The 22,371-nt window shown below is 67.0% G+C and carries 27 protein-coding genes and 1 tRNA gene; 13 read left to right on the forward strand and 15 right to left on the reverse strand.

The features are described 5' to 3' along the window. The first annotated feature begins 42 nt into the window (after nt 1-42). Nucleotides 43-483: a DUF2147 domain-containing protein gene (locus AC1DYP_RS08430; RefSeq protein ID WP_477035862.1), complete on the forward strand. Its 441-nt coding sequence runs from the start codon at nt 43-45 to the stop codon at nt 481-483. A gap of 6 nt (nt 484-489) precedes the next feature. On the opposite strand, the gene AC1DYP_RS08435 is transcribed toward AC1DYP_RS08430, so the two are convergent. Beyond that, entirely contained in the window at nt 490-1,482 is a 993-nt protein-coding gene (locus tag AC1DYP_RS08435; RefSeq protein WP_477045945.1) for a proline iminopeptidase-family hydrolase, read from the reverse strand. 149 nt (nt 1,483-1,631) lie between these two features. On the opposite strand from AC1DYP_RS08435, the gene hemB reads away from it, so the two are divergent. Both hemB and AC1DYP_RS08445 read left to right on the forward strand, forming a co-directional pair. Further along, the gene (hemB, locus tag AC1DYP_RS08440) at nt 1,632-2,636 is read left to right on the forward strand and encodes a porphobilinogen synthase (protein WP_477045946.1); all 1,005 of its coding nucleotides are present in this window, start codon (nt 1,632-1,634) and stop codon (nt 2,634-2,636) included. Next, nucleotides 2,633-3,022 carry an NUDIX hydrolase gene (locus tag AC1DYP_RS08445; protein ID WP_477045947.1) on the forward strand — a complete coding sequence of 130 codons (390 nt, stop codon included), beginning with the start codon at nt 2,633-2,635 and terminating at the stop codon, nt 3,020-3,022. Before hemB ends, AC1DYP_RS08445 begins: the two co-directional genes overlap by 4 nt. Here the strand turns inward: AC1DYP_RS08445 and AC1DYP_RS08450 are convergent. After that, nucleotides 3,019-3,417, reverse strand: coding sequence for a hypothetical protein (locus AC1DYP_RS08450; RefSeq protein WP_477045948.1), 399 nt, complete (start codon nt 3,415-3,417; stop codon nt 3,019-3,021). The two genes, AC1DYP_RS08445 and AC1DYP_RS08450, sit on opposite strands and share 4 nt — an antisense overlap. 162 nt (nt 3,418-3,579) lie before the next feature. On the opposite strand from AC1DYP_RS08450, the gene AC1DYP_RS08455 reads away from it, so the two are divergent. Further along, entirely contained in the window at nt 3,580-3,852 is a 273-nt protein-coding gene (locus tag AC1DYP_RS08455) for a hypothetical protein (protein ID WP_477045949.1), read from the forward strand. 14 nt (nt 3,853-3,866) lie between these two features. On the opposite strand, the gene AC1DYP_RS08460 is transcribed toward AC1DYP_RS08455, so the two are convergent. Then, nucleotides 3,867-4,499 (reverse strand): TetR/AcrR family transcriptional regulator, encoded by a 633-nt coding sequence (locus AC1DYP_RS08460; protein WP_477045950.1) that lies wholly within the window; start codon nt 4,497-4,499, stop codon nt 3,867-3,869. A gap of 119 nt (nt 4,500-4,618) precedes the next feature. Between AC1DYP_RS08460 and AC1DYP_RS08465 the strand changes: the two genes are divergently transcribed. Further along, nucleotides 4,619-5,272 carry an SRPBCC family protein gene (locus AC1DYP_RS08465; protein ID WP_477045951.1) on the forward strand — a complete coding sequence of 218 codons (654 nt, stop codon included), beginning with the start codon at nt 4,619-4,621 and terminating at the stop codon, nt 5,270-5,272. A 635-nt stretch (nt 5,273-5,907) separates the two neighbouring features. Here AC1DYP_RS08465 and AC1DYP_RS08470 read toward each other — a convergent pair. Then, nucleotides 5,908-6,762, reverse strand: coding sequence for an NAD(P)-dependent oxidoreductase (locus AC1DYP_RS08470; RefSeq protein WP_477045952.1), 855 nt, complete (start codon nt 6,760-6,762; stop codon nt 5,908-5,910). A gap of 116 nt (nt 6,763-6,878) precedes the next feature. On the opposite strand from AC1DYP_RS08470, the gene AC1DYP_RS08475 reads away from it, so the two are divergent. Both AC1DYP_RS08475 and AC1DYP_RS08480 read left to right on the forward strand, forming a co-directional pair. Then, entirely contained in the window at nt 6,879-7,778 is a 900-nt protein-coding gene (locus AC1DYP_RS08475; RefSeq protein ID WP_477033580.1) for a flagellar motor protein MotB, read from the forward strand. Nucleotides 7,779-7,913: 135 nt separating this feature from the next. Further along, nucleotides 7,914-8,765 carry an arginyltransferase gene (locus AC1DYP_RS08480; protein ID WP_477045953.1) on the forward strand — a complete coding sequence of 284 codons (852 nt, stop codon included), beginning with the start codon at nt 7,914-7,916 and terminating at the stop codon, nt 8,763-8,765. Between the two features lie 44 nt (nt 8,766-8,809). Here AC1DYP_RS08480 and AC1DYP_RS08485 read toward each other — a convergent pair whose 3' ends face one another. The 4 genes from AC1DYP_RS08485 to AC1DYP_RS08500 are packed head-to-tail and all read right to left on the reverse strand — an operon-like array spanning nt 8,810 to nt 12,849. Then, nucleotides 8,810-9,577, reverse strand: a complete 768-nt coding sequence (locus AC1DYP_RS08485; RefSeq protein ID WP_477033587.1) for an SDR family oxidoreductase — start codon at nt 9,575-9,577, stop codon at nt 8,810-8,812. Nucleotides 9,578-9,592: 15 nt separating this feature from the next. Continuing rightward, nucleotides 9,593-10,528 (reverse strand): NAD(P)H-dependent flavin oxidoreductase, encoded by a 936-nt coding sequence (locus AC1DYP_RS08490; RefSeq protein ID WP_477045954.1) that lies wholly within the window; start codon nt 10,526-10,528, stop codon nt 9,593-9,595. Continuing rightward, entirely contained in the window at nt 10,525-11,487 is a 963-nt protein-coding gene (locus AC1DYP_RS08495) for a quinone oxidoreductase family protein (protein ID WP_477045955.1), read from the reverse strand. Before AC1DYP_RS08495 ends, AC1DYP_RS08490 begins: the two co-directional genes overlap by 4 nt. Before the next feature lie 45 nt (nt 11,488-11,532). After that, nucleotides 11,533-12,849, reverse strand: coding sequence for a serine hydrolase domain-containing protein (locus AC1DYP_RS08500; protein ID WP_477045956.1), 1,317 nt, complete (start codon nt 12,847-12,849; stop codon nt 11,533-11,535). Nucleotides 12,850-12,987: 138 nt separating this feature from the next. Here AC1DYP_RS08500 and AC1DYP_RS08505 point away from each other — a divergent pair. Beyond that, nucleotides 12,988-13,063 (forward strand) — tRNA-Thr (locus tag AC1DYP_RS08505). Nucleotides 13,064-13,094: 31 nt separating this feature from the next. On the opposite strand, the gene AC1DYP_RS08510 is transcribed toward AC1DYP_RS08505, so the two are convergent. From AC1DYP_RS08510 to AC1DYP_RS08520, 3 genes are all read right to left on the reverse strand, one after another. Further along, complete coding sequence (locus AC1DYP_RS08510; RefSeq protein ID WP_477045957.1) at nt 13,095-13,766, reverse strand: sulfotransferase domain-containing protein; 672 nt, start codon at nt 13,764-13,766, stop codon at nt 13,095-13,097. Nucleotides 13,767-13,923: 157 nt separating this feature from the next. After that, nucleotides 13,924-16,446, reverse strand: coding sequence for a TonB-dependent receptor (locus tag AC1DYP_RS08515; protein WP_477045958.1), 2,523 nt, complete (start codon nt 16,444-16,446; stop codon nt 13,924-13,926). 33 nt (nt 16,447-16,479) lie between these two features. Continuing rightward, nucleotides 16,480-16,635 carry a hypothetical protein gene (locus tag AC1DYP_RS08520; protein WP_477045959.1) on the reverse strand — a complete coding sequence of 52 codons (156 nt, stop codon included), beginning with the start codon at nt 16,633-16,635 and terminating at the stop codon, nt 16,480-16,482. A 202-nt stretch (nt 16,636-16,837) separates the two neighbouring features. Between AC1DYP_RS08520 and AC1DYP_RS08525 the strand changes: the two genes are divergently transcribed. Next, nucleotides 16,838-17,482 (forward strand): TetR/AcrR family transcriptional regulator, encoded by a 645-nt coding sequence (locus AC1DYP_RS08525; protein WP_477045960.1) that lies wholly within the window; start codon nt 16,838-16,840, stop codon nt 17,480-17,482. Between the two features lie 18 nt (nt 17,483-17,500). Here the strand turns inward: AC1DYP_RS08525 and AC1DYP_RS08530 are convergent, their stop codons facing one another. Then, entirely contained in the window at nt 17,501-17,725 is a 225-nt protein-coding gene (locus AC1DYP_RS08530) for a hypothetical protein (RefSeq protein WP_477033571.1), read from the reverse strand. A gap of 484 nt (nt 17,726-18,209) precedes the next feature. Between AC1DYP_RS08530 and AC1DYP_RS08535 the strand changes: the two genes are divergently transcribed. From AC1DYP_RS08535 to AC1DYP_RS08550, 4 genes are all read left to right on the forward strand, one after another. Beyond that, entirely contained in the window at nt 18,210-19,118 is a 909-nt protein-coding gene (locus AC1DYP_RS08535) for an alpha/beta hydrolase (protein ID WP_477045961.1), read from the forward strand. After that, nucleotides 19,115-19,588 carry a YaiI/YqxD family protein gene (locus AC1DYP_RS08540; protein ID WP_477045962.1) on the forward strand — a complete coding sequence of 158 codons (474 nt, stop codon included), beginning with the start codon at nt 19,115-19,117 and terminating at the stop codon, nt 19,586-19,588. Before AC1DYP_RS08535 ends, AC1DYP_RS08540 begins: the two co-directional genes overlap by 4 nt. After that, nucleotides 19,585-20,007: an alternative ribosome rescue aminoacyl-tRNA hydrolase ArfB gene (gene arfB, locus AC1DYP_RS08545; protein ID WP_477033568.1), complete on the forward strand. Its 423-nt coding sequence runs from the start codon at nt 19,585-19,587 to the stop codon at nt 20,005-20,007. Before AC1DYP_RS08540 ends, arfB begins: the two co-directional genes overlap by 4 nt. Nucleotides 20,008-20,131: 124 nt before the next feature. Continuing rightward, a complete protein-coding gene (locus tag AC1DYP_RS08550) occupies nt 20,132-20,662 on the forward strand; it encodes a GNAT family N-acetyltransferase (RefSeq protein ID WP_477045963.1) in 531 nt (176 codons plus the stop codon). On the opposite strand, the gene AC1DYP_RS08555 is transcribed toward AC1DYP_RS08550, so the two are convergent. The 3 genes from AC1DYP_RS08555 to AC1DYP_RS08565 form a co-directional block, all read right to left on the reverse strand. Next, nucleotides 20,659-21,183: a MarR family winged helix-turn-helix transcriptional regulator gene (locus tag AC1DYP_RS08555; protein ID WP_477033566.1), complete on the reverse strand. Its 525-nt coding sequence runs from the start codon at nt 21,181-21,183 to the stop codon at nt 20,659-20,661. The genes AC1DYP_RS08550 and AC1DYP_RS08555 overlap by 4 nt on opposite strands. Nucleotides 21,184-21,441: 258 nt before the next feature. Beyond that, entirely contained in the window at nt 21,442-21,675 is a 234-nt protein-coding gene (locus tag AC1DYP_RS08560) for a hypothetical protein (RefSeq protein ID WP_477033565.1), read from the reverse strand. A 40-nt stretch (nt 21,676-21,715) separates the two neighbouring features. Then, nucleotides 21,716-22,207 (reverse strand): GcrA family cell cycle regulator, encoded by a 492-nt coding sequence (locus AC1DYP_RS08565; RefSeq protein ID WP_477045964.1) that lies wholly within the window; start codon nt 22,205-22,207, stop codon nt 21,716-21,718. Nucleotides 22,208-22,371: the final 164 nt, after the last annotated feature.

Below are 22,371 nucleotides of genomic sequence, written 5' to 3' on the forward strand. Positions count from 1 at the left end.
CTCGGTATAAATCGCGGTTATCGGAGGCGTCGTCTTTCTGTCATGCGTAAGTTCACTGCTGTTTTCGCCGCCCTCGCGGCGCTGTTCACCGTGACCTCGGTTCAAGCCGCCGATCTGGGTGTCTGGACCGGGCCCAAGGACAATGTCCGCGTCGCGATCCGCGACTGCGGCCACAGCACTTGCGGCACCGTGGTCTATGCCAGCCCCAAGGCCGAGGCCGACGCGCGCAAGAGCGGCCTGACCACCCTGGTCGGCCAGCAGTTGCTGCGCGACTTCGAGCCGACCAAGAACGGCGCCATGCGCGGCAAGGTCTTCGTGCCGACCCTGAAGGTCACCCTGGTGGGCACCGCCGAGTTCATCGACGCCCGCACCATGAAGGCCAAGGGCTGCGTCCTGGGCGGTCTGATCTGCAAGGCGCAGGTCTGGCGCCGGATCGACGCCGTCACCGCCAAGAACGACACTCAGGCCAGCTACGCGCCGTAGTCCCGGCTAGTTCAGCCCCTTCAGGAACGCGGTGAGGCCGGCGAAGTAGTTCGCCTGGTCGTCGTACATCGCCAGATGGCTGCCGTTGGCCAGGTAGAGATACCGCCCCTTGGGCAATTCCTTGGACATCTTCTCCATATAGGCCGGGTCCATCGTGTCGTATTTGGCGCCGATCACCAGGGTCGGCACGCCGATGCGCTTGAGGTCGGCGAAGCGGTCCCAGTTGAGCAACAACCCGCGGGCGCCCAGTTCGCTGGGTCCCTGGATCAGGGTGTAGAGCTCGGTGTTCAGCTGCCCGAACGCATAGGTCACGGGTTCGGGCCACTGGWCGGCGGGCCGGCGCAGGATGTGCTTTTCGTAGTGCATCGGGATCAGCGTGCCCATGTAGTCCGGGTCGGACGTCTTGCCCGCCGCCTCCAGCGCCTTGACCTTGGCCAGCTGCGCTTGATCCATTTCCGGCATCAACACGGTGTTGGCGTAGTCGTTGTAGGCCGGGATCGAGGCCATCATGTTCGAGATCACCACGCACTTCAGGTTGGCCTGGTGTTTCAGCGCGTACTCGATCGCCAGAACGCCGCCCCAGCTGTGGCCCAGCACGCAGAAGTTCTCGGGACCCAGGTCCAGCGCCTTGCGCACCTGCTCCACCTCGTCGACGAAGCGCTCGATGGTCCACAGCTTGGTGTCGGTCGGCTTGTCCGAGCGCCCCGAGCCCAGCTGGTCGTAGTAGATGTACTCGATGCCCTGGGCCGGGAAGTAGCTGTCGAAGGGCTCGAAATAGTCGTGGGTCGCGCCCGGGCCGCCGTGCAGCAGCAGCACCTTCAGCTTGGGATTGGAGCCGACCCGCTTGGTCCAGACCCGGAACTTGCCCGACGGCGTGTCGATGTCGACCATCCTGACCCCGCCCGACCAGGAGTCCGGCGCCTTGGTGTCGTAATAGCCGGCCGGCGGCGCCTGCCGCGCCTCGGCGCCGGTCGCGAACAGGGAGGTCAACAAAGCCACGATCGCCATCACAAGCCGTTTCATCGCATCGCCCCGCTCGAGTCCTGATCAGCCGAGGGCGAGCATTGGCCAGACCGGAGCGCCCGGCAAGCGCCCTTAAGCAACCAACCGCCTTGCCTCGCGCCGCCGCCCGCGCGAAACCGTGGGGCATGACCACGCCTCCGCTCGCCCCCTACCCCGCCACGCGCCTGCGCCGCCTGCGCCAGGCCGACTGGACCCGCCGCCTGGTTCGCGAGACCACGCTGGAGCCGTCCGACCTGATCTGGTCGATGGTGGTGCACGAGGGCGAAGGGACGATCCCGGTCGCCTCGATGCCGGGCGTCGAGCGCCTGTCGGTCAAGGAGGCCGCCAAGGCCGCCGTGCGGGCCCGCGATCTGGGCATTCCCGCCATCGCCATCTTCCCGCACATCGACGGGTCGCGGAAGGACGCCAGCGGCTCGATCGCCTCGGACCCCGACGGCGTGATCCCCCGCGCGGTCAAGGCCATGAAGGACGCCGCCCCCGAGGTCGGCATCATGTGCGACGTGGCGTTGGACCCCTTCACCGACCACGGCCACGATGGCGTGGTCGAGGGCGGCAGGATCCTGAATGACCCGACCATCGAGCGCCTGATCGAACAGGGGCTGATGCAAGCCGAGGCCGGCGCCGACATCCTGGCCCCGTCCGACATGATGGACGGCCGGATCGGCAAGCTGCGCGCGGCCCTGGAAGGCGCGAACTTCCAGGACACAATGATCATGTCCTACGCCGCCAAGTACGCCTCGGCCTTCTACGGCCCGTACCGCGACGCCATCGGCTCGGCCAAGCTCTCGGCCGGCCAGGGCGACAAGAAGACCTACCAGATGGACCCGGCCAACACCGAGGAGGCCATCCGCGAGGTCGCGCTCGACATCGCCGAGGGCGCCGACATGATCATGGTCAAGCCGGGCATGCCCTATCTCGACATCCTGCGCCGCCTGGTCGACGAGTTCCGCATGCCCACCTACGCCTTCCAGGTGTCGGGCGAGTACGCGATGATCATGGCCGCGGCCCAGAACGGCTGGATCGACAAGGACCGCGCCATCCTGGAAAGCCTGACCGCCTTCAAGCGGGCCGGCGCGGCCGGGATCATCAGCTACTTCGCGCCCTGGGCGGCGGAAAAGCTGGGGGCGTGAGCGCCGTCATCGACATCGTCACCGCCGTGATCCGCGACGAGGCCGGCCGCATGCTGGTGGTCCGCAAGCGCGGCACGGCGATCTTCATGAAGCCCGGCGGCAAGCGCGAGCCCGGCGAGGATGACATCACCGCCCTGGCCCGCGAGCTGGACGAGGAGATCGGCTGCCGGCTGACCGGCGCGACCCTGCTGGGCGCCTTCGAGGCTCCCGCCGCCAACGAACCCGGCTTCACCGTGCGCGCGGCAACCTATCTGGCCCAGGTCGAGGGCCAGATCGCCGCCCGCGCCGAGATCGAGGAACTGGCCTGGATCGACCCGGCCGCGCCGGGCGACATCGTGCTGGCCCCGCTGATGCGGGTGGTGCTGGCGGCGCTCCAGGCCGCCTAGATCCGCTCGAAGGCCTCGCGCAGGATCGTCGCCCGCCGACCTTCCGGCCGGATCATCAGGAACTTGCCCGACCAGACCCTGGGGATGGACCATTGGCCCGCGATCTCGGTGGCGTCGTCGCTCAGCACGCCTTCGTAGGCGACCGCGTGCGTCCAGCCGTTCGTGCCGTCGTAGGTCTTGGTGAAACTCACCGCCTGCCCGCCCCGCTTGCCGAGCAGGGTGGCGAAGACCTCGCGCCAATCGCCCCATTCGTCCTGGGCGGTCTCGTGGATCGAGCCGCTGAGCCAGGCTCCGCTCTCGATCAGGGTGGCGGTGAAGCTGACCGGCGCGTCCGCGCTCGGGTAGTGATAGAGCCCCTGCCAGATGCCGGTCAGGTTGTTCGTCGTCGTGGTCATGGCCGTCCCCGTCCTCGCGCCGACATAGGCCCGGGCCGCCCCCGACCGTCAAGGTAGAGGCTCTCGCGCGAAACCAGGAACAGGCTTAGGGTGTTCCTAGTGTTCGGCCCGAGGCCGCGTACAAACGGCCCAGCCCGACCTCAACGATAGCGGAGGTGACGCATGCCAGCCGATATTAGGGACGCCGATTTCAACGACACCGGTAAACCCGAACTGCTCGCCCACGAGCAGACCTATCACGGATTCAGCATCCTCCTGCGATGGTGCATGCTGGGCCTGGCCACCACCATCACGACCCTGACCCTGTGGTTCGCCAGCCCCGCCGGCTTCTGGGGCGGCCTGATCATCGGGATCGTGGTCTTCGCGATCGGCTACGCCATCCTGGTGCGCCACGAGGAAAAGCAGCCGCTGAACCTCTGGATCGAGGGCCGGTAGGCGAGCCCAACCGGCTACCCATCGATGGCAAACTCGGTTGTCATCCCGGACAAGCGCGCAGCGCGCCGATCCGGGACCGGCGGATGGTGGTCGATGCTGCGGTCGAAGAAGCCGATGTCGCGATGGGTGCGGGCCTGCATGACCGCGCCCTCCATCGTCGTCAGGATGAATTCCGAAAGGCCGCGCAGGTCCAGGCCGGGCGGCAGCCGCTGGCCCGCGTCCTTCAGGCAGCCCTCGATCGCGCCGGTCCACTTGCGGAAGTTGGCCGCCAGCAGCTCGCGCACCGGCGGATCGGGCTCGTGCAGCTCCAGGGCCAGCGAGCCGATCGGGCAGCCGTACAGGCAGTCGCTCTCCAGCAGCATGCCGCGATAGGCCGCCAGCAGGGCGAAGATGCGCTCGATCGGATCCTCGACGCCGCGCCAGGCCGGATCCAGCAGCATCTGCTCGATGCCGTCGCGGTACATCTCCAGCACCCCGATCAGCACGTCCTGCTTGCCGGGAAAGAAGTGATAGAGGCTGCCGCTGTTGGCCTGCGATCGCGAAAGGATGTCCGACACCGAGGTCGAGCCGTAGCCCTTGGCGGCGAACAGCTCCATCGCCGTCAGCAGGATGCGTCGCCGGGTGTCGAGGGGATGGGAAGGCGCCATGGCCTCTTGCGTACCCCGCGCTTGAACGATCGGTCAACTCAAGGCTTGAATGATCGATCAAGTCATGTCTAGCTTGAACGATCATTCAAGCCTTTGGGCAAGCCCTGGGAGGGAAGCGCATGTTGAAGTCGATGCTGATCGCGGCCGGCGCGCTGCTGGTCTTTGCGCAGGGCGCTCAAGCCCAACAGACGCCCCAGCAAACGCGCAGTTGGCGCGACTTCCCGGGCGTGAGCAACACCAGCTATGTCGACGCCGCCGGCCAGAAGGCCCTGCAGCTGTCCATGGACGTCCCCGCCCCGCCGCGCGCGGTGTTCGAGGCCTTCGCCACCTCGGAAGGCTTCAAGAGCTGGGCGGTCGCCGTGGCGCGGATCGACCTGCGCACCGGGGGCGAGATCGAGTCCAGCTACGATCCGAAGGCCGCGATCGGCGACCCGAACAACATCAAGAACCAGATCGTCACCTACATCCCCGACCACCTGCTGGTGATCCGCAACATCCAGGCCCCGAAGGGCTTCGCGGGCCAGGGCGAGTTCCAGAAGACGGTCACGGTGGTGGAGTTCGATCCGATCGTCGGCGGCACGCGCGTGCGGATCACCAACACCGGCTATGGCGCGAGCCCCGAGGCCCAGACGGTCTACGGCCACTTCGAATGGGGCAACGCCTATACGCTGGCCGAGCTGAAGAAGCGGTTCCAGAACGGCCCGATCGACCGGACCAAAGGCGACGGGGCCGAGCGGAACGCCGACGCGGACAAGGCCGTGACGGGGAAGTAGGCGCTCCATCCCCTCTCCAACTTCGATCAAGTCGCTGAAATCAAAGTTCTAAATCTTTAATCCCCTCACCCTTTCGCGGCGCCCGTATCCTTGACCCACCTCGCCGCATGGAAAGGGCGCATGGCCAGCGACCGATGCGGCGGCGGGGGGCGATCGAGCGGGACTGGGCTGGAGGGGGTTACTTCAGCGTGTCCGGGGAGCCTGGCGTTGCAGGCCCCGCCCGCCGTCGGCGTCGAACGGGGATAAAGCGCGTGTATTGCCCATTGGCCCGCGCCCCCGGCGGCTGGGACCGTCGGAAACGACAGGTCCCGGGTCCGGCTAAGCCTCAACAGGGCTGCCCACCGGATGCTGGCGGATAACGATGGCGCGGAGCGATCGGCTTCGTCGAAACGGTATTTATTCAAACAACTCCGGACGATGTCCGGCGCTCCGCGACCTTTCCATCAACTCAGCGGCTTCCGCGTGAGAGAGCGAAGCCGTGCCTCCAAGGCCCTCCCCCTGTGGGGGAGGTGTCGGCAAAGCCGACGGAGGGGGGAGTATTCGGCAGGTGACCCCAACCGGGATCGACGATCCGACAATTCCCCCCACCGATCGCTGCGCGATCGCCTCCCCCACAGGGGGAGGGCCCTGGAACCCTACTTCTCCAACCGCGCCACCAGACTGGACGTATCCCAACGATGCCCGCCCATGGCCTGCACCTCGCCGTAGAACCCGTCGACCATCGCCGTGCCCTCCAGCTTGGCGCCGTTGACCGCCGCTTCGGCCAGGGCGATGCCCAGGTCCTTGCGCATCCAGTCCACGGCGAAGCCGAAGTCGAACCTGCCCTCGGACATGGTCTTCCAGCGGTTCTCCATCTGCCAGGACTGGGCCGCGCCCTTGGAGATGGCGGCCAGCACGTCGTCGGTCGGCAGGCCGGCGCGCTTGGCGAAGTGCAGGGCCTCGGCCACGCCTTGGACGAGGCCGGCGATGGCGATCTGGTTGCACATCTTGGTCAGTTGGCCCGCACCCGACGGACCCATCAGGCGGATGGCCTTGGCGTAGCTGTCCAGCACCGGCTCGACCCGGGCGAAGGCGGCGGCGTCGCCGCCGGCCATGATCGTCAGCTGGCCGTTCTCGGCCCCCGCCTGGCCGCCCGACACCGGGGCGTCGACGAACCAGCGGCCGACGGCGCGCGCGGCGGCGTCCATCTCGCGGGCCACGGTGGCCGAGGTCGTCGTGTGGTCGACGATCACCCCGCCCTCGGCCATGGCCGGCAGCACCTGCGCCACGACGTCGCGCACGTCGTCGTCATTGCCGACGCACAGGCAGACCAGCTCGGCGCCCGCCACCGCCTCGGCGATGGTCGGCCGGGACGCGCCGCCGTGCTTCTCCGCCCAGCGCGCGGCCTTTTCCGGCGTGCGGTTGAAGACGGTGACCTCGTGGCCGGCGGCCTTCAGGTGGCCGGCCATCGGAAAGCCCATCACGCCCAGGCCGATAAACGCCGTCTTCATGCCGAAAGCTCCTTTTGGAAGAGGCCCGACATCGCCCGTCGCGACCCCGATCGCAACGCCATTTTAACGTCCAGCCGTCACGTTCGCTCGAACAGGGTTAAGCAGGCTTAAGCGCAATGGCCGTCAGCGGCGAACAGCCGATCGTCATCAAGAAGGTCAAGAAGGTCGTCGGCGGGGGTCACCACGGCGGCGCCTGGAAGGTCGCCTATGCCGACTTCGTGACCGCGATGATGGCCTTCTTCCTGCTGATGTGGCTGCTGAACACGACCAGCCCCGAGCAGAAGCAGGGCATCGCCGACTATTTCGCGCCGGCCTCGATCTCGTCCAGCACCAGCGGCTCGGGCGGCATCCTGGGCGGCACCTCGCTGGGCGACGACGGAGCCAAGGCCGACGGCAAGATGTCGGTCATCCAGCAGATGGCCCCCGAAGCCCCCACCGAAACCGACAAGGACGGCCAGAGCACCGCTTCGGCCAGCCTCGACTCGGCCAGCGAGCAGGCCCTGCGCGACGCCCTGGCCAAGAAGGAGCAGGACAGCTTCGCCTCGGCCGCCCAGTCGCTGCGCCAGTCGCTGCAGGACATGCCCGAGCTGGCCGAACTGTCCAAGCAGATCATGATCGACCAGACCCCCGAGGGCCTGCGCATCCAGCTGATCGACCAGGACGGCCGCTCGATGTTCAAGGAGAACTCGCGCGAACCGAACGACCGGGCCCGCATCCTGCTGCGCGCCGTGGCCAAGGTGATCAACCAGCTGCCCAACCGCATCACCATCTCGGGCCACACCAGCGCCAGTTCGGCCGGCAAGCGCGCCGACAGCGACTGGTCCCTGTCGGCCGAGCGCGCCGACGCCTCGCGCCAGGTGCTGCGCGGCGCCGGGGTCGACGAGGACCGCATCTACCAGGTCTCGGGCAAGGCCAATTCCGAGCCGCTGTACGCGGACGATCCCACCCTGCCCGGCAACCGCCGCATCTCGATCGTGCTCCTGCGCGAAAAGCCGGTGCTTCCCGATGGTCTCTGACGCGCGCCTTTGGGTCGTCCGCGACGACATGACGCTCAAGCGTGTGGCGCAGCTTGCGCAACCGTCGCGGATGCCGCCTAATCCCTTATCGGCCCGGTATCGCGGGCGAGGCTATTAGAGGATCGGGCGCCTTCCGTGACGCAGCATTTTCCGACGCGACAGCTGCGCTTCTTCCTCACGGCGCCCACGCCTTGCCCCTATCTGCCCGGACGCGAGGAGCGGAAAGTCTTCGCCCACCTGCCGCTGTCCGACGGGCCCACTGTCAATGACAGCCTGACCCAGGTCGGCTTCCGTCGCTCCCAGAACATCGCCTACCGGCCCGCCTGCGAGACCTGCCGCGCCTGCCAGTCGGCCCGCGCTCCGGCCGGCGACTACGTGTTCTCGCGCTCGGAACGCAAGGTCCTGACCCGCAACACCGACCTGGAACGCCACCTGGTCGAGGCCGAGGCCACGCTGGAGCAGTTCGAGCTGCTGCGCCGCTATCTGCTGACCCGCCACGCCGACGGCGGCATGGCCGAGATGACCTGGCCCGACTACGTGGCCATGGTCGAGGACACGGCGGTCCGCACCCATCTGATCGAATACCGCCTGCGGTCGCAGGACCGCGGCCCCGGCGACCTGATCGCCTGCGTGCTGGTCGACGTGCTCGCCGACGGCCTGTCGCTGGTCTACAGCTTCTACGACCCCAGCCTGACCAAGCGCAGCCTGGGCTCGTTCATCATCCTGGACCACATCCTCCAGGCCCAGATCAACAACCTGCCCTACGTCTATCTGGGCTACTGGGTGCCGGGCAGCGAGAAGATGGCCTACAAGGCCCGCTTCTCGCCGCTGGAGATCCTCAAGCCCGGCGGCTGGGCCCTGATGTCGGCCCGCGAACGCGGCGCCCGTCCGCCCAAGCCGGTCGGCTGCGGCTCCAACGCCGGCGTCGAGCTCAGCGACGCCGAGCCGGCCGAGCTGGGGGGCTTCCCGTCGCCGGGCAAGCCCTAGCTACGATTGGGGACAAGCGCATGCGCCTGTCCCCAGCCGAGCCCTCATCGCGCGAAACTGACCCCGCCGTCCACCGTGACGGCCGACCCCGTCACATAGTCCCCGGCCCGCGAGGCCAGGTAGATGGCCGCCCCCGCCATGTCCTCGGTCGTGCCGATCCGGCCTGCGGGAATGGCCTTCGAGACGGCGTCGGCGTGGTCACGAGCCACCTTGTTCATGTCCGAGGCGAACGCGCCCGGCGCGATGCAACTGACGGCGATGTTGTCCGGCGCCAGGCGCAAGGCCATCCGCTTGGTCATGTGCAGAAGGCCGGCCTTGGACGCGCCGTAGGGATAGGTCTCCTCCTTGGCCACCGACTGGCCGTCGATCGAGGCGATGTTGATCACCTTGGCCACGTGGTCCTTGCCGGCCGCCCGCAGGTGGCCGATCAGCGCCTGGGTCAGGAAGAACGGCGTCTTCATGTTCAGGTCCACGACCTTGTCCCAGCCGCTCTCGGGAAACTCGTCGAAGGCCGCGCCCCAGGCGGCGCCGGCGTTGTTGACCAGGATGTCCAGCTTGTCCTCGCGCTCGGCGATCCGCGCCACCAGGCCGTTGATGCCCTCCAGGGTCGAGACGTCGGCCGGCAGCGAGATGCATTCGCCGATCGCCGACAGCTCCTCGGCGGCCGCGTCACAGGCGGCGGCCTTGCGGGCCGAGACGTAGACCCGGCGCGCGCCGTAGGTCAGGAAGCCCTCGGCGATCATCTTGCCGATGCCGCGCGAGCCGCCGGTGACCAGGGCCACGCGGCCCTTCAGGGAAAACAGGTTCTGCATCATGGAGCTGGTCTTTCAGAAGTGGCGGCCGGCGCCGAGGGCGCCCAGCCGCTGGGTGATTTCGAAGAATTGCGCGACGGTCTCGTCGATGATCTGGGCGGCCGGCTTGACCTCGTCGATCAGGCCGACGGTCTGGCCCGCCAACGCCGGAGCCGCCTCCATGTCGCCGCCGAAATAGACGCCGAGGATGCCCTTCAGGGCGTCGGGCGGCATCAGGCCTGCTTCGTGGATTTCACGGGTTCGCTCGGACTTCAGGGCGCGGATGCAGGGGCTGGCCTTCTTGTTCAGCACCCAGGTGCCGGTCTCCTTGGAGCCGGTGATCGCGGCCTTGTAGTTGGCGTGCACCGGGCTTTCGGCGGCGCTGACGAAGCGGGTGCCCATCTGCACGGCCTCGGCCCCCAGGGCGAAGGCGGCGGCCATGCCGCGTCCGTCACAGATGCCGCCGGCGGCGATCAGCGGCACGTCGACCCGGGCGCGGATGGCCTGCAGCAGCACCAGGGTCGAGACCTCCTCGGGATTCTTGAAGCCCCCGCCCTCGGCGCCTTCGACCACCAGTCCGTCGACGCCGGCCTCGACGCATTTGACCGCCGCGTCGACGGTGGGCACGGCGTGATAGACCACGATCCCGGCGTCCTTCAGCGGCCCGACGAACTTGGCCGGACTGCCGGCCGAGGTGGTGACGAACTTCACGCCGCTCTCGCAGACGAAGCGCAGCATGGCGTCGTCCTTGAGGAACAGGATCGGCAGGTTCACCCCGAACGGCAGGCCGCTGTCGGCCATCTTGCGGATCTCGGCCTTGCAGTTCTCGGTCTCGCCGGACGAGGTCTCGATGATCCCCAGCCCGCCAGCCCGCGAAACGGCGCTGGCCAGCGGATAGCGGGCGATCCAGCCCATGGGGGCCTGGACGATCGGATACTTGGCGCCCGTGTGGGCAAGCACTCTGTTGGTCATGGGATCAACAGCACCCGGCCGACAGCCTGGCGGCTCTCGATATAGGCGTGGGCGGCGGCGGCTTCCGATAGCGGGAAGGCCTTATCGATCAGCACCTGCAGCTCGCCGCGCGCGGCCTCGTCGATCAAGGTCTGGATCATGTCGTGCACCCGATCGGTCATGATCTCGGCGCCCAGGAACACGCCGGTCAGGCTGCGATTGCCGCCCATCAGCGACGAGACGTCCACCTTGGTCGGCTCGCGTCCGGCCTGGCCGACCAGCGAGATGCGGCCGCGATAGCCCAAGGCCAGGATGCTGGTCTGCAAGGTCGGACCACCGACCGGGTCGACCACCAGGTCCACGCCCTTGCCGCCGGTCAGCTTCATCACCTGCTCGACCACGTCGTCGCGGCCGTAGTTGATGCCGTGGTCCAGGCCGAAGGGCTTTAGGCGTTCCAGCCGCTCGTCGCTGGAGGCCGTGGCCAGCACCGTCGCCCCGGCCCGCTTGGCCAGTTGGATCGCGGCGACGCCGACGGCCCCCGCCCCGGCCTGGACCAGCACCGTTTCGCCGGACTTCAGGTGACCGGCCCCGAACAGGCATTCGTGGGCCGTGCCGAACGGCACCGGGATCGCGGCGGCCTTGCGGACGTCGAAGCCCTCGGGGATAGGCCAGGCGTTGCGGGCCGGCACGCTGCGCAGCTCGGCGTGCGAGCCGAAGGCGTTCACGGTCACGACCTTCTGGCCGACCTTGAGATGCGTGACCTCGGCCCCGACCTCGATGATCTCGCCCGCCGCCTGATAGCCGACGATGTGCGGGCTGCCCGCCATCACGCCGCCGCCGCGGTTGAGGGTGTCTCCGCCCTCGATGCTGACCGCTTCGACACGGATCACCACGCCGCTGGGGTAACAAGGCGGATCGGCGACATCCTCGTACTTCAGCACGCCCGGAGAACCGGTTTCGTAATAGACGGCGGCCTTCATGACACGCTCCCTAAGCTTTGTTTTTATTGGCCCTTCGAGGGGCTGTTACTGCGCCGGATCGACCAGGGCCTGATAGACCAGGGTGGCGGCGTCATCGTTGATCTTGGCCAGGGCCGGATCGATCTCCTTGGCCAGGATGTGGATCATCCCCAGCATGAAGAGGTCGTTCTTGGGATCGATCCAGAACCAGGTCCCGGCCGCGCCGCCCCAGCTGTAGGTCCCCTCGCCCTGCAGCGTGCCGTCCCGGGCCGGGTCGGTGACCACCGCGAAGTCGAGGCCGAAGCCCACGCCCTTGGCCRGCGAGAACGACGCGTCGGGCGCGGCCATCACGATGTCGGACAGGTGGTTGCTGGCCATCAGCTTGATCGTGCCCGGCGCCAGGATGCGGGCCCCATCCAACTGGCCGTCGTTCAGCAGCATCTGGGCGAAGCGGGCGTAGTCGGCCGTGGTCGAGACCAGGCCGCCGCCGCCCGAGGCGATGGCCGGCGGCTTGGTGACGTCCAACACCATGAAGTTGTCTGCCGGCTTCAGGGCGCGGGTCTTGGGATCGGGAATATAGAGCGCGGCCAGGCGACCGCTCTTGGCCGGCGGGACCCAGAAGGCCGTGTCGGTCATCTTCAACGGATCGAAGATCCGGCTCTTCATGAAGTCAGCCAGGCTCATGCCCGACAACCGCTCGACGATCAGGCCCTGGATGTCGACCGAGACGCTGTAGCGCCATTCGGTCCCCGGCTGGCTGGCCAGGGGCAGTTTGGCCAGGGTGGTCAGGAACTCGGCCTGGGTCTTGGAGCCCAGCAGTCCGCTGTCGCGATAAGCCTTCTCGACCGGTTGATCCGTACGCAGACCGTAGGCGAAGCCGCCCGTGTGGCTCATGATCTCGCGCATGGTCGGCGCGCGCGTCGCCGGCTCGGTGATGAAGGTCCCGTCGGCGTTCTGGCCCTTGTAGACCTTGAGATTGGCCAGCTCGGGCAAGAACTTGGTGACCGGATCGTCGAGGCGCCACTTGCCCTCCTCGAACAGGATCATCATCGCCACGCCGGTTACCGGCTTGGTCTGGGAATAGATCCGGAAGAGCGTGTCCTTGGTCATCGGCGCGCCGCCGATGGCCTTCTTGCCGAAGGTCTCGTAGCTGACGATCTTGCCGTGGCGGGCGACCAACGTGATCGCGCCCGGCAGGTGGCCCTGGTCGACCAGACCCTGCATGTAGGCGTCCAGGCGCTTGAGGCGTTCGGGCGAGAAGCCCGCGGCGTCGGGCGCGGCGGCCGCGAGGGTCGGAGCCGCCGCCTTGGGCGCGCTCCAGGCCGAACCGGCCGCCAGCACCAGGACGGCCGTCGCCGCCGCCATCGTCCGCCAAATCCGCATGCGCCACCCTCACGAACAGTTGTTTGAGAGCACCTTAGCTTGCTTTGATGACACGGCAATGGATCAGGTTGGCCGCCGGCCTTGCCCGCCCCCCGTCGTTGCGGCTAAGGAGAACCCCCGCTCGCCGTAGCGGCGTCGGCCGGTTTAGCTCAGCTGGTAGAGCAGCGGTTTTGTAAACCGAAGGTCGCGGGTTCGAGTCCTGCAACCGGCACCACACTCTCCACGGCGGCCAACGCTCCACGCTTTCAGACGGCGTAGGCCAACCGCTCCATCCATTCGCCGTGAACGGCCATGAACACAGCTCGCTCTTCGGGTGTCACGGTGTCCGGTACGGTCGGCAATCCGCGCCGGAAGAAATTGGGTCCGATAGCGTGCGCCTCGCTCCAGGGATTTTCCCAGGCGTCGATCGGCTCGCGATCAAGGAAGGCCGCGAGCGCTTGGACCACGACCGAAGGATCGTCGATCACGTCTTCGTAGCGAACGACGAGCGTCCGGCCACGCGACAAAGGCGACCAAGCGTCCAGGTGGCGCGACCAGTTTCCGAACACGGTCGAATCCTCGATCACCTCTCGCCAGGACACGTCGCGCCCCTCAACGCGGCTTCGATAGTGTCGGTAGGAATCGGTGGCGACCAAACCATTGCGGACAACGTAAATCGCCGCGTCCTCGCCTTCGGGCTCATCGTGGGTCTTCAGGATTACGTCATCCGCAATCGACCTGGCGGTTTCGACGAAGACCGGCAGGTCCCCCTCGTATTTCGCCACCCCGATCATGTCGGTCAGCCGCTTGTCCATGCTCGGCGAACCCGCGGGCTCATACTTGGAATAACTCGCTAAGCCGAATGTCCTGCGCAGCAGGCTCCGCATCAACGTGTTGCCGGATCGTGGAAACGATGAAAGCCAGATAAGCAAGGTCACACCAAAAACATGAGAATAACTTATAAGTTGTTTTTGGTACAAACGACGTAAGATTGAATTGCAAGCCCATATTGCGTCGCGTCCCTACAACGCGCCAAAAAAAGAAAAAGCCGCCCGGCCTTTGCGGGCCGAGCGGCGGTTCAGACCTCGAAATTGATTAGAACGTCTTGCGCAACGTCACACCGTAGGTGCGCGGCGGGGTCGGATAGCCGCTGTAGCTGCCGTCCTGGGCGACGGTCGGGAACGTGGCGATCAGGCTTTCGTCGTTGGTCAGGTTACGCGCCCACAGCGTCAGCTCCAGCTGGTGCGCGTCGTCGGTGACGCCCAGGCTGGCGTTGACGATGTTCTGGCCCCAGGTCCCGATGTCCGGCGGGGTCGTCTCGCTGAGCTGCGCCTTGCTGGTGTAGTCGTACTCGACCCGCAGGTAGCCGGCGTACCCCTTGCCCAGGTCGTGCGAGATCGTGGCCGAGGTCGACAGGCTCCACTTGGGGATGCCGGCCGGCTTGTCGCCCGTCAGATCGCGGAAGTTGGGACGCAGGCCGGTGGAGATGTTCACCGGGCAGCGGACGGTGTCGTAGTTCACGCAGGCCGCGCCGGTGAACGAGTCGTAGGTCGGATCCAGATAGGTCGCCGACGCCGTCAGCGACAACCAGTCGATCGGCCGGTAGGCGCTGTCGACCTCGAAGCCCTTCACCGACTCCTCGCCGGCGTTGACCAGGCTGTAGCCGATGCCGGTATAGGCGTTGGACTGGAAGCCCTTGATCGACTGATCGAAGATCGCGAGGTTCAGATAGCCGCCCTGGAAGTTGGCCTTCAGGCCGGCTTCGTAGACGCTGACGTCCTCGGGTGCGGCGGTGCGGCCCACGCCGTTGGCGTTCGGCGGCCGGCTGTCGGACGACAGGTTGTAGGCCCCGGCCTTCCAGCCCGTAGAATAGCTGACATAGGCGTTCACCCAGCCGAAGTCGTAGGCGGCGCGAACGGCGTAGGTGACCTTGTCGCCCTTCAGTTCGCCGGACTCGCTGGCGTTCGGGAAGTTGACCGGGGCGTGGTTGCTGGTGTTGCCGTAGTAGAACTGCAGGCTGCCCAGCGCGCCGTACAGGTTGCCCGGCAGGCCCAGGGCGGTCAATTGCGGCACGTTCTGCAGGTTCAGGGCCGAGAACGGGTCGCGCAGGACCACGTCCGACGCCACACGCTTGCGATCGTTCAGATAGGACAGGCCGCCGGTGATCGTCAGCTGGTCGGTGACCTGGTAGTCGGCCTGGCCGAACAGCGAATAGGACCGCTGCTTCATCGAATAGTCGTCGTCGATGCCCTGGCCGGCCTGGAAGTAGGCCTTGCCTGGAACGATCGACGGGGTGACCAGGCTCTGGAGGAACTCCAGGGCATAGATGTTGGACTTGCCGGTCAGGGCCGGACGGATGGCCGCCGGCAAGGCGGCGAGCAAGGCGGCGGGGACCTGGCCGCTCAGGCCGTCGGTGTAGGCGCGGATGTCGGTCCCGTAGTTGATCGTCCGGCCGGTCTCGAGTTTTTCGTCCTGGTAGAAGCCGCCGATCAGCCAGTTGAACGGGCCTTCGTTGCTCGAGGCCAGGCGCAGTTCCTGGGTGAAGGTCTTGATGTCGTTGCCGTCGGCCTTGTTGGCCAGGTCCGCGCCGGTGAAGTCGACGTCCTGGAACGAGGCGGCGGTCTGCTCGCGATAGGCGGTGATGGCGGTCAGCTTGGCGAAGCTGAGGTCGTGGTCGATCTGGCCCGAGATCCCCTTGCCCGTCAGGCGGTTGCTGGGGTCGGTGTTGAAGACGACGTCGCGGTCGAAGATCTTCTTCGGATCGCTGATCGGCTTGCCCAGGCCGAACGGCGCGGGCGCGCCGATAAACTGGGTGGCCGGGCCGTTGTAGATCGAGTTCACCGCGCAGCAGACTTCGGTGATCTTGTTGTAGTCGGCGATGATCCGAACCGAGGTCTGGTCGGTCGGCACCCACAGCAGGTCGCCGCGGATCGACCAGCGGTCGCGGTCGTTGACGTCGTTGCCGGTGGTGACGTTGGTCGCGTAGCCGTCACGCTTGTTCAGGCTGCCCGACAGGCGCACGGCGACCGTGTCGCTCAGCGGGCCGGTGACGGTGCCCTTCAACTGGCGCGCGTCGTAGTTGCCGAGGGTGGCCTCGACCTTGCCGCCGAAGTCGAACTGCGGCTGCTTGGTCACGATGCTGATCGCGCCGGCCGACACGTTCTTGCCGAACAGGGTGGACTGCGGGCCGCGCAGCACTTCGATGCGCTCGACCTCGGGCAGGTCGTCCAGGGCCGCGGCGGAGCGCGAACGGTAGACGCCGTCGATGAACACGCCGACCGAGCTCTCGATGCCGTCGTTGCCGTTGCCGTTGCCGAAGCCCCGGATGATGAAGTTGGTCTGGCTGGCGGCGTTGAACTGCGACACCTTCAGCGACGGCACCACCGATTGCAGGTCGATCAGGTCGCGGATCTGGGCCCGTTCGATGGTCTTCTGGCTGGTGACGGCCACCGAGATCGGCACGTCCTGGAGGGTCTGCTCGCGCTTGGTCGCCGTGACGATGATCTCTTCGACGGTCGCGGCGGCGTTGGCGGACGGCGGCGTCTGGTCCTGCGCCAGGGCGGGACCCGCCACGGCCAGCGCCAGCAGCGACGCGCCGACGAAATGCACCTTCTTCACGTTATTCTCCCTGGAAACTGTTCTTGTTGGTTTTCAGCGCGAGACGAGCCGCAGCGCGCCGATCCGCTCCGTGCGGACACGAGCAACTCGGCGATCTGATGTTCGGTTGAGCGGTACGGCGGTGACGTCGCGCGGCGCATCGCCCTCGGTGAGGGCGCGGACACAGTCCTGCGCGGCGTTCGCGGCCATCTCGGTTTCCCCCTAGGACGCGATCGCCTGTTTCGGCGCTTCGTGTCCTGGGACCGATTCTAGTACACCCCAGATATTCTAGAGCAAGTTAGAAATTTTAGGACGAAATAGAACGTCGTTCTCAGGACGCTTGCCCAAGGCGGCGTCGGACCGCTACCACTGCGGAAGTTCCGTAAAGAGAACGCCAGGGGAGCGGGAAAACTTGACCGGCGAAGACGACATCGTCACGGCCGCGCCGGACGGTCACAAACCGCTGTCGCACAGCCCGAAGTCCGCCAAGAAGCGCGACTCCATCCTTCGGGCGGCCACCGAGATCATCAACGTCAAGGGCTACGCCCTGGCCACGATGACCGAGATCGCGGCCGCGCTCGATCTGCGCGACGCGGCGCTCTACTACTATTTTCCCAACAAGCAGGCCCTGGTCTTCGCCTGCCACCAGAGCTCGCTGGAGCGCTTCGATCGGGTCCTGAGCCAGACGAACGAGGATGGCGGCAGCGGTTTCGAACGACTCGAACGTTTTCTGAAGGCCCTGCTGGTGGAGTCCGCCCGCAACGGTCCCCTGCTCTATTTCGGCGACCGGTCCTATCTGGACGAAAACCAGCGCGACGCGATCGCCACGTGCAGCGAACACCTGACCCGACGGCTCGAGCGGATCATCCAGGACGGCATGGCCGACGGCTCGATCACCCCCTGCGAGTCGTCGCTGGTGGTCCAGCTGCTGCTGGGCATGTTGATCTGGCTGGCCCAATGGGTGCCCACCGTCGAGGGCGTGACGGTCGACCGGCTGATGGCCGCCATCGGCGTCGCCAGCCTGAACGGTCTGAAAAGCGACGCGCGGCCGGCCTAGCCGCGCGCGGCGTTTCCTCTAGGCGCCCAGCAGGGCCTCGTAGCGGGCGACGTTCTCGGCCAGCCACTGCTTGAGGCGTTCCAGCTCGCTGATGTGGACGTGGGTCTCGTCCGTCACGCCGCCGTCGTCGGTACGCGCCCCCACCTGCAGCTTGCCGCTGCGCAGGGCTTCCAGACGCTCCTCGAGGGCGTCCTGCTCGGCCTTGTGTCGCTCGACGACGCGATTGAGTTCGGCCTTGTCCATACTCGGTCTCCACTGCGGCCGCCGACGGGGTCGGAACGGCTTCACGCTCAAGGATCGAGTTTACGGCCACGCCCGGCGCGCGTCGATCAAAGGCCTTGGGACCGGCAAAAAAAATGCCCGGCACGAAGGCCGGGCAGTCATTAGGGAGGAAACGCCCAGGAAGGGCAGGAGCGCCAAGGGCGGCTCCACGGGTTGATAACTAGTGCGCTGGGACGGCCAATCAAGGGCGAGACCGCTGCGTTGTACGGTGAAGCTGTGAAGAACGTCCGTTTGTACGCAAAGCGGGCAAGCAAGCGGGCCCTGCCCAAACCCTGGGCGCGGCCTGTTCGCGCGACGGGCGAAAAAGCCGCATCTAGGGCGTTTCAGGCCAATGCGATTCGGATGTGCGGAGCTTGCCGCCCGCGCACGCATGGGGCGGCGCCATGGACAGCCGAACCCCGGGCGGCTAAGCCTGCCAGCGCTCAACGGCCAAGGCGGAAGACCGATGAACGCGCCCCTGACCAGCGTCTTCGCCGAACGGGTGGCCGGCGCTCATCGCTTCGGGCTGGAACGCGTCCGCCGCGCCGTGCGCTTCGCCATCGCCCACCGCGACCGCAAGCTTCCGCGCCTGGCTCAGATCCGTAATCTCGACTATCCGGCCGCCAGCGGAAAGCGCGCCGCCCGACTCTATGTGCCGATGCACGCCGCCGCCGTCGGCCCCGCCATCCTGTTCTTCCATGGCGGCGGGTTCGTGATCTCCGACATCGAGACCCATGACGCCCTGTGCCAGCGCCTGGCCGACGCGGCCGGCGTCCGCGTCGTGTCCGCCGCCTACGGTCTCGCGCCCGAACACCCCTTCCCGTCGCAGATCGACGACGCCCGGGCGGCGTTCGCCTGGCTGCTGGACCAGGCCGCCGAGCTCGGCGTCGATCCCGATCGCCTGGCCGTGGCCGGCGACAGCGCCGGCGCCTATCTGGCCGCCACCGTGGCCAGCGAAGCCAACGCCCGGCGGGCCGGCGCGGTGAAGGCCCAGGGCTTCTTCTCTCCGTTGATCCATCTGGACGACAAGGTCTGGGCCCAGACCCTGCTGCGCGACGCTCGGTTGATCGGCCGCCTGGCCGTGGCCTACATCAACGCCCAACTGGCTAACGCCCACGCCCCGTCCCTGCTGGACGCGGCCGGCCCGGCCACGCCGCCGACCTTCCTGGTCACCGGCACGCTGCTGGACCCCGTTCATCCCGACGCCGTGCGCTACGCCGCGGCCCTGACAGCGGCGGGCGTGACTGTCGAGCTGCAGGAATATCCGGGCCAGGCCCATGGCTTCGTCAACTTCACCCATGTCCTGCCCGTGGCGGTCGAGGCCGTCGCGACGCTTGGCGCCCGGCTGGGGAAGGCGCTACGAGACGGCGCATGACCCCCGTCGCTCACAAAACGACTCTCTACATCGACGCCGACGCCTGCCCCGTGAAGGACGAGGTCTACAAGGTCGCCGCCCGCTACGGCCTGAAGACCTTCGTGGTCTCCAACAGCTGGATCCGCGTGCCCCCGACCCCGGCGATCGAGCAGATCGTGGTCGACGCAGGTCCGGACATCGCCGACGACTGGATCGCCGAGCGGGCCGGCCCCGGCGACGTGGTGATCACCAACGACATCCCGCTGGCCGACCGTGTGCTGAAAGCCGGCGGCCAAGCGTTGGGCACGACCGGGCGGTTATTCACCGTCGACACCATCGGCTCGGCCCTGGCGTCGCGGATGATCGGCGAGCACCTGCGCTCGATGGGCGAGGTCACCAGCGGCCCCAAGGCCTTCGGCCCCGCCGACCGCTCCAAGTTCCTGCAGGCGCTGGACACCGTCGTGGTCAAGGCCCGGCGCGTGGTCCGATGATCGAGATCACCTCCTGGCTGCGGATCGAGGACGACGAGATCGTCGAGAAGGCCACCCGCGCCTCGGGCCCCGGCGGTCAACACGTCAACAAGACCTCGACGGCGATCGAACTGCGCTTCGACGTGCGCAACTCCCCCACCCTGCCCGAGGATGTGAAGACGCGACTGGAAGCCCTGGCCGGCAGCCGTCTGACCCAGGACGGCGTGATCGTCCTGTTCGCCCAGGGCAGCCGGTCCCAGGAGATGAACCGCCAGGAAGCCCGCGATCGGCTGGTCGAGCTGATCCGCCGCGCGACCGAAAAACCGAAGCCCCGGCGGCCGACCAAGCCCACCTATTCCAGCAAGCTCAAGCGGCTGGAGACCAAGGGCAAGCGGGCGGGCGTCAAGGCGCTTCGCGGCCGTCCGAAGGGCGACGACTGAGGCCCGACCTTCACGGCGCGTTGAGTCCGCGCGCGACAGCGCAACCAAAGCGTAAGTATATAGAACTGGACAATTTTTACGGATGTTGGCCACATTCCGCCAAGCGCTAGCGGCGGGGCGGCCCATGAGCCTGGTGGTTCGAGAAATGGCGGAATCCGAGGTCGATCTGGTCATCGACTATTTCCACGCATCGACTCCGGAGCATCTGGAAATGATCGGCGTGGACCCGGAGCGTCTGCCCAGGCGCGAGGACTGGCGCGCCTATTACGAGGCCGTCTTCCAACAGCCGCTGGAAAATCGGGAAACCCTGCTTCTGACCTGGCTGAATGACGAGCGGCCCGTCGGCTTCTCCAGCGCCGACAAGATCGCGTTCGGCCAACAGGCGCACATGCACCTGCACGTCACCACCCCCCAAGACCGCCGACGCGGCCTGGGTGTCGAGGCGGTGCGCCGCAGCGTGGAACTCTATTTCGAACAGCTTCGGTTGAAGCGATTGTTCTGCGAGCCCCACGCCTTCAACGCCGCGCCCAACCGTGCGCTGAGATCGGCCGGGTTCAGATACCTGAAGACCCACATCACCGTGCCCGGGCCGCTGAACTTCCGCCAGCCCGTCACCCGATGGGTGATCACCCGGCCCGCGAAGCTGGACTCCTAGACGCGCTTCCAGGCCGGCTCGACTGGCCCCGGTCCATAGGACAGGACCTCGTGCTTCCACTCCGGCTCGGTGATCAGACCGCCGAGGATCTTCTGGAGATAGGTCGCCAGGTTGGTCTGCTCCTCCACGGTGAGCTCGGCGCAGACTTCCTGGTTGATGGGATGGATGTCCTCACGGATCCGCCCCAGGATCTCCTGACCTTCCGGGGTCAGACGAACCACCACCTTGCGGCGGTCCGAAGCCTGGGTCCCGCGTTCGACGAGGCCGTCGCGGATCAGGCCGTCGATCGACCGGGTCAGGGTCGTACGGTCGGCGGCCGACAGGCGCGCCAGGCGCGTCATCGAGCATTCGCCGAACCGCGCCAGGGAGGCCAGCGCCACCCATTTGGCGAAGCTCAATCCGTGTTGCGCGATGCAGTCGGCCGCCAAAGCGCGCCGATGCTGCTCGGTCTGGTACATCAGGTAGCTGACATAGGTCGGCAACGGCAAACCGCGGCCCTCCCCTTGCTTCTGCTCTGACATGGTTCCCCCCACGCCAAATGGCGCGTCTTCATCTCACACGCGGAAGCCACACACAATCACGGCCCCGCTTGCAGCGCGCGAATGCGCGCGGTTGCATGCATTTGGAACGCAACGCCGTTCCCCCTGGCGTGAACGACAGCGAACGCCGTTCGATCGTGGCTAACGTCACGCTAACCATACGGTTCCAGACGAAACGGCCCCCGCGAACAAGTTCGCGGGGGCCGTGTATTTCTCGCCCGTCGAGGGGGCGAAAGGCGATCAGGCGGCGCGGTTGGCGATCGCGTCCGGGGTCGCGGCGTTGCGCGCGCGGGCCCGGGCCAACCAGTCGTCGGGATAGGTCTCGCGCACCACGATCGACTTGAACTGGCCGACGGGGATGCGGGTGTTCTCGCCGGGATTGAGATCGCGCGACACCGAGTGGCCGGCGAACTCCTCGATGATGGTGATCACCTGGCTGCTGCCCGCGGTGTTTTCGATCAAGACCATGTTCATTGGGGTCGTCCTGGAGCTTGGGTTCAGGCGATGAGGGCGATCAGGCGGTGTAGCGTTCGATCTGGGCCGGTTGGCGCACCCAGGCCTTGAGCTCGGACGGCGAGCTCAGCTTGCGGAAGGCGCCGCGGGCGTGCTCGTCGCAGTAGGAGCCGCGGGCGGTCTTTTCGCGGCCGCAGAAGCCGAAGTCGTGGGAGTCGGGATTGCCGATCGGCCAGCGGCAGGAATGGGTCTCCAGGCCAAGGATGTTCGCGGTCGGCGCCATCTCGGCGATCTCGATCAGGCGAATGGCGGGGCGGACCGGAGCGGCGGAGGCGTCGCGAACGACGCGGGCGCGGGGTTGGGCTCGGACGGCGGTGCGCACCGTGGTGCGCTGACGGGTGGGAATGTCTCGAACGGTGATGCCCAGACGGTGCACCTTGCCGATCACCGCGCTGCGGCTGACGCCGCCCAATTGGCGCGCCACCTGACTGGCGCTCATCCCCTCAAGCCACAGCTTGCGAAGCGTGGCGGTCCGCTCTTCGTTCCAGTCCATGATCTTGTTTTCCTACCCGTCGCCGGAGCAGCCCCTCCGACGGCTTTCTGGGTACGTTTATGGTTAATTCTGGTCAATTTTTTATGTGCATACCCACGGTTTGTAATCGGGCATTTTGCTTTTACATTCTGTGGGATAACGCGCGTTGTCGCAGGGCGCTCACC

The organism is Caulobacter sp. P1_D6 (genome assembly GCF_056406095.1).

Coding starts and splice junctions, on each gene's coding strand:
- AC1DYP_RS08430 (WP_477035862.1), top strand. CDS start 43: ATGCGTAAGTTCACTGCTGTTTTCGCCGCCCTCGCGGCGCTGTTCACC.
- hemB (WP_477045946.1), top strand. CDS start 1,632: ATGACCACGCCTCCGCTCGCCCCCTACCCCGCCACGCGCCTGCGCCGC.
- AC1DYP_RS08450 (WP_477045948.1), bottom strand. CDS start 3,417: ATGACCACGACGACGAACAACCTGACCGGCATCTGGCAGGGGCTCTAT.
- AC1DYP_RS08455 (WP_477045949.1), top strand. CDS start 3,580: ATGCCAGCCGATATTAGGGACGCCGATTTCAACGACACCGGTAAACCC.
- AC1DYP_RS08460 (WP_477045950.1), bottom strand. CDS start 4,499: ATGGCGCCTTCCCATCCCCTCGACACCCGGCGACGCATCCTGCTGACG.
- AC1DYP_RS08465 (WP_477045951.1), top strand. CDS start 4,619: ATGTTGAAGTCGATGCTGATCGCGGCCGGCGCGCTGCTGGTCTTTGCG.
- AC1DYP_RS08470 (WP_477045952.1), bottom strand. CDS start 6,762: ATGAAGACGGCGTTTATCGGCCTGGGCGTGATGGGCTTTCCGATGGCC.
- AC1DYP_RS08475 (WP_477033580.1), top strand. CDS start 6,879: ATGGCCGTCAGCGGCGAACAGCCGATCGTCATCAAGAAGGTCAAGAAG.
- AC1DYP_RS08485 (WP_477033587.1), bottom strand. CDS start 9,577: ATGCAGAACCTGTTTTCCCTGAAGGGCCGCGTGGCCCTGGTCACCGGC.
- AC1DYP_RS08490 (WP_477045954.1), bottom strand. CDS start 10,528: ATGACCAACAGAGTGCTTGCCCACACGGGCGCCAAGTATCCGATCGTC.
- AC1DYP_RS08495 (WP_477045955.1), bottom strand. CDS start 11,487: ATGAAGGCCGCCGTCTATTACGAAACCGGTTCTCCGGGCGTGCTGAAG.
- AC1DYP_RS08520 (WP_477045959.1), bottom strand. CDS start 16,635: ATGGCCGCGAACGCCGCGCAGGACTGTGTCCGCGCCCTCACCGAGGGC.
- AC1DYP_RS08530 (WP_477033571.1), bottom strand. CDS start 17,725: ATGGACAAGGCCGAACTCAATCGCGTCGTCGAGCGACACAAGGCCGAG.
- AC1DYP_RS08535 (WP_477045961.1), top strand. CDS start 18,210: ATGAACGCGCCCCTGACCAGCGTCTTCGCCGAACGGGTGGCCGGCGCT.
- AC1DYP_RS08540 (WP_477045962.1), top strand. CDS start 19,115: ATGACCCCCGTCGCTCACAAAACGACTCTCTACATCGACGCCGACGCC.
- arfB (WP_477033568.1), top strand. CDS start 19,585: ATGATCGAGATCACCTCCTGGCTGCGGATCGAGGACGACGAGATCGTC.
- AC1DYP_RS08550 (WP_477045963.1), top strand. CDS start 20,132: ATGAGCCTGGTGGTTCGAGAAATGGCGGAATCCGAGGTCGATCTGGTC.
- AC1DYP_RS08555 (WP_477033566.1), bottom strand. CDS start 21,183: ATGTCAGAGCAGAAGCAAGGGGAGGGCCGCGGTTTGCCGTTGCCGACC.
- AC1DYP_RS08560 (WP_477033565.1), bottom strand. CDS start 21,675: ATGAACATGGTCTTGATCGAAAACACCGCGGGCAGCAGCCAGGTGATC.
- AC1DYP_RS08565 (WP_477045964.1), bottom strand. CDS start 22,207: ATGGACTGGAACGAAGAGCGGACCGCCACGCTTCGCAAGCTGTGGCTT.